Source organism: Mesorhizobium sp. M4A.F.Ca.ET.020.02.1.1, from assembly GCF_004022645.1.
GTDB lineage: Bacteria > Pseudomonadota > Alphaproteobacteria > Rhizobiales > Rhizobiaceae > Mesorhizobium.
Map to the genome: position 1 here is coordinate 1 of NZ_RZOI01000802.1, position 2,582 is coordinate 2,582.

General features: G+C 65.3%; 1 protein-coding gene and 1 pseudogene. One reads left to right on the plus strand and one right to left on the minus strand.

The window, feature by feature from the left end; genetic code table 11:
• A partial coding sequence (gene ligD, locus EN742_RS31325; protein WP_128333685.1) for a DNA ligase D occupies nt 1-2,230 on the plus strand: 2,230 nt, incomplete at its 5' end.
• Nucleotides 2,231-2,244: 14 nt separating this feature from the next.
• Here the strand turns inward: ligD and EN742_RS31330 are convergent.
• Nucleotides 2,245-2,582, minus strand: a pseudogene (locus EN742_RS31330) (transcriptional regulator); the annotation flags it as partial.

A 2,582-nucleotide genomic window follows, 5' to 3' on the forward strand; every position in this document is an offset into this window, starting at 1 on the left:
GTATGGCGGCGGCTCGGTCATCGTCTGGGATGAGGGCAAATGGATTCCGGAAGGCGATCCGGCCAAGGCGATGAAGAAGGGCCATATCGGCCTCGAGCTGGAAGGCCACAAATTGCATGGCCGCTGGCATCTGGTGCGGCTGAAGCCGCGCTCCGGCGAAAAGCGCGACAACTGGCTGCTGATCAAATCCGACGATGCCGCCGCGCGCCCCGGCGAGGACATCCTGAAGCAGGAGCCGAAATCGGTGAAATCCGGCCTGACGATCGAGGAGGTCGGCGAGGGCAAGACGGCCAAAGGCGCGAAGCCGAAAGTCTGGCACTCCAACAAGCCGGCCGCCGGCAAGGCAAGAGCCGGGCCTGCCAGCCGGCTGGAGTTCATCGAGCCGCAGCTCGCCACGCTGGAGAAGGATGCGCCATCCGGCGACGATTGGCTGCATGAAGTAAAATTCGACGGCTACCGCATGCAGGCGCAGGTCGCCGGCAGCGAGGTGAGGCTGCTCACCCGCGCCGGCCTCGACTGGACCTCAAAATTCGACGGCCCCGTCACCGCCGCGCTCGCCGGTCTGAAGTGCCGGGAAGCCGTCATCGATGGCGAGATCATCGTTCTGGCCGACAGCGGCGTGTCGTCCTTCGCCCTGCTGCAGGCCGATCTGTCGGCCCGCCGCGGCGACCGCTTCGTCTACTATGTCTTCGACCTGATGCGCCTCAACGGCGAGGATCTGCGCCGCGAGCCGCTGGTCGAGCGCAAGCAGGCGCTGGCTGAACTGCTCGGCGACCAGCCGGAAGATTCAGCGCTGCGCTTCAGCGACCATTTCCATGAGCCCGGCAAGATCATGCTGCAGCATGTCTGCCGCATGGGCCTGGAAGGCGTGGTTTCGAAACGCGCCGACGCGCCTTACCGCAGCGGTCGTGGCCTCACCTGGGTGAAATCGAAATGCACGCTGCGCCAGGAATTCGTGATCGGCGGCTATCTGCCGTCCGAGAAGACCGGACGCGGCCTGCGTTCACTGCTGGTCGGCTATCACGAGCGCGGCAAGCTCCACTATGCCGGCCGCGTCGGCACCGGCTTTTCCGGCAAAATGGCCACCGACCTCAAGAAAAAACTCGACGGCCTCACGGCAAGAACCTCGCCCTTTTCCGCCGCCGTGCCCAAGGGAAAGGGCCTGGTCTGGGTCAAGCCTCAACTTGTCGGCGAAGTGGAGTTCCGCAGCTGGACCGCGGACCGTATAATACGTCACGCCTCGTTCCAGGGATTGCGCGAGGACAAGCCGGCGGAGGAAGTCGTGCAGGAAAAACCGAAGCGGGCCTCCGGCAAGGGCGAAAGCGATGCGGGCGGCGGCACGGCGACGCCAAAGGCCGCCTCGGCTGGAGTGGCAAGGACGTCGGTGAAACTATCCCATCCGGACAAGCTGCTGTGGCCCGACGAGAAGGTCTCCAAGCTGGACCTGCTCGACCATTACGCGCTGGTCTGGCCGCGCATGGAACAATTCGTCGTCAACCGGCCGCTCAGTCTGGTGCGGGCGCCGGACGGCATTGGCGGCCAGCGCTTCTTCCAGAAGCATGCCTCGCCCGGCATGAGCGACAAGATCGCCCGGATGAAGGATCCGACCGATGGCGAGGAGATCCTGTTCATCAAGGATTTCGACGGGCTTGCCGCGCTGGTCCAGTACGGTGTCGTCGAGGTCCATATCTGGGGCTCAACCGTCGACGAGCTGGAGAAGCCCGACCAGATCATCTTCGACCTCGATCCCGACGAAGGCGTCGACGTCAAGGCGGTGCGCGAGGCGGCGCTCGACATCCACAAGCAGCTGGACGAGCTGTCGTTGCCCAACCTCGTCAAGACCTCCGGCGGCAAGGGCTATCACGTGCTGGTGCCGCTGAAGCCGTCGGCGGACTGGGACGAGGTCAAGGACTTCGCCCATGATTTCGCCCGCGCGCTGGAGCAGGCCGCGCCCGACCGCTACACCGCGACGCTGTCGAAGAAGGCGCGCACCGGCAAGATCTTCGTCGACTATCTGCGCAACGGCCGCGGCTCGACGACGGTCGCCCCGTACTCCTCGCGCGCCAAGAAGGGGGCGACGGTGTCGATGCCGGTGACCTGGCCGGAACTCGAGAAGGGTCTGGCGCCGAATGCCTTTCCGCTCGGCGATTCCACGACGCTGAAGCAGCTGGGTGAAGCCAATCCGTGGAAGGACTTCTTCAAGCTGGGCAAGCCGTTGAAACGCGGCTGATCACGGAAGGCGCATCAGGCGAGAAACACCTTCTCGAACGCCTGCCTGCCCGGCGGCGAAAACACCACGGCGCGGCTGTCCTTCTCGCGTCGGGCCCATTTCTCGGCGATGATCTTGTCGAGGATGGCGGCGCCCAGCGTGCCGGCGAGATGCGAGCGCCGCACACTCCAGTCGAGACAGGCGCGGCAGACCGGCCGTCGCGCCTTGGCCTCGACATCGATGCCGAGCGCGGAAAAATGCGAGGCCGCTGCCGGGCCAAGCCTGATTTCGCGGTCGTGCCGTAGCAGGACCTTTCGGTCGACGAGTCGGTCGAGCATCGCCACCGCCTGCTCGCCGGCGAGATGGTCGTAGC